Raw genomic sequence first — 1,765 nt, 5'->3', positions numbered from 1 at the left:
GTCGCTGAAGTGGCCGACGGGCTCGAAGCGGTCGAAGCTGTGCGGCGCCTCCAGCCGGACGTCGTGCTGATGGACATCCGCATGCCCGGCGTCGACGGACTCGAAGCGACGAGACGGATCGGCGATGGCAAGACGGCAACGCGAGTGCTCATCCTCACCACCTTCGGGCTCAGCGAATACGTCTACGAGGCGCTTCGAGCCGGCGCCAGCGGCTTCCTCCTCAAGGACGCACCCGCACACCAATTGGTCGCCGCCGTGCGCGCGGCAGCAGCTGGTGACGCCCTGCTGGCTCCGTCCGTCACGAAACGCCTGATCACCGAGTTCGCCCGCCGCGGGCCCCGCGTCACACCATCGACCGTGCAGGCCCTGACCGAGCGTGAGCTCGAGGTGCTGCGGCTACTGGCCCGCGGCCTGTCCAACGCGGAGATCGCCGCCGAGCTGTTCATCGCCGAAGGTACCGTCAAGACCCACGTCGCCAGGTTGCTGAGCAAGCTCGGCGTTCGCGACCGGGTGCAAGCGGTGGTCCTGGCCTACCAATCTGGACTCGCCAGCTAAAGCGAACGCCCCACGAAGCAGAAGTCGCGGTCACTCTGTGTCGATCCCGGGGTAAGGGCCATCGGGTCCGGTGAGTCGGGTAGAGCCACCCACTGCCACCCACTGCCACCCACTGCCACCCACTGCCACCCGGACCGGAACGTCGCGGTCAGCCATCTCGTTCCCTCTGTTGGCGACCGACTCCGGTGGGTTGAGTTCTCTCCCGACACCGGTTTGGCGGTTTCAGCCTGAGTCGGTGCCGGTTGCAGGCTCATGGCTCACGGCCCACTGACTCTGACAGGGCGGTGGCGCAGCGCGCGACATAGCTACCCAGGTCGTCGAGGCGGCCGCCCATGCGTGCTCGTGGTGCGCTCACGTTGATGGCAGCGATGATCGAGCCGGTGGCGTCCCACACCGGCGCGGAGGCGCCGACCACACCTTCCTCGAGTTCCTCGTCGAGAACCGCATAGCCGCGAGCCCGGATACGGGCCAACTCGGTGTGGAGGCTCTGGAGGTTGCGGACCACGACCTTGTGGGCAGGGGGCTCAGCCAAGACCGGGAACGGCCTCAGCCACCGGGCCTCTCCGGGGTCGACGAGCGCGGCGTCGCGCCCGTGCTCGGCGTACCACGCGTCTACGCTCGGCCGGTCCCAATCGCTGATGAGGACGCGACCGGAGGGGGTCCGCCAGGCAGCCGTGGTGGTCCCTGCCCAGCCCGTGGTCCCGACTTCCTGAGGGCTGAGCTCACTGAGTAGGGTCAAGACGTTGCCCCCGCGCAGGACGCACAGGTGGGTGGTCTCTCGAACCGCTTGGACCATCTGCCGCAGCACGGGTCGCGCCCCGTGGGCCAGCGTCGCCTCGGTCGTGCGAGCGGCCAGGGCGTAGAGGCGCGGTCCCAGGCGATAGGTCAGCAGCTTCGGGTCGCGGTCCACGATGCCGGCGTCGGCAAGGGTCGCGAGGGCGCGCGACACGACTGCTTTGTCACGGTCGAGCAGCTCGGCGATGCGCAGCACCCGCAGGCCGCCGGCTCGCTGGGACTCCGGACTGGCGAGGACGTCGAGCAACTCCACGTCCCGTGACAGGCCGGAAGAGTTGCGGCGCGCTGAGGGGCGGCGGCCCGCGTCGGAGATTGATGTCACAACCTGACGATATCGCGTTGTCATATACACAACAAGGGTTGTCCCCAGAGTTGCCTGGTGTGATTCTTCCGGCCATGAACAGGTGTGGCGTAC

At 68.2% G+C, this 1,765-nt stretch carries 2 protein-coding genes; one reads left to right on the top strand and one right to left on the bottom strand.

What is annotated here, in order from left to right:
* The coding region (locus RMO85_RS00665; RefSeq protein ID WP_310525813.1) for a response regulator transcription factor at positions 1-555 on the top strand (555 nt) is incomplete at its 5' end.
* 250 nt (positions 556-805) lie between these two features.
* On the opposite strand, the gene RMO85_RS00660 is transcribed toward RMO85_RS00665, so the two are convergent.
* A complete protein-coding gene (locus RMO85_RS00660) occupies positions 806-1,672 on the bottom strand; it encodes an IclR family transcriptional regulator (protein ID WP_310525811.1) in 867 nt (288 codons plus the stop codon).
* Between the last annotated feature and the right edge of the window lie 93 nt (positions 1,673-1,765).

It is taken from the genome of Nocardioides sp. (genome assembly GCF_031422975.1).
Lineage (GTDB): Bacteria > Actinomycetota > Actinomycetes > Propionibacteriales > Nocardioidaceae > Nocardioides.
This window is presented reverse-complemented; position numbering and strand designations above follow the sequence as displayed.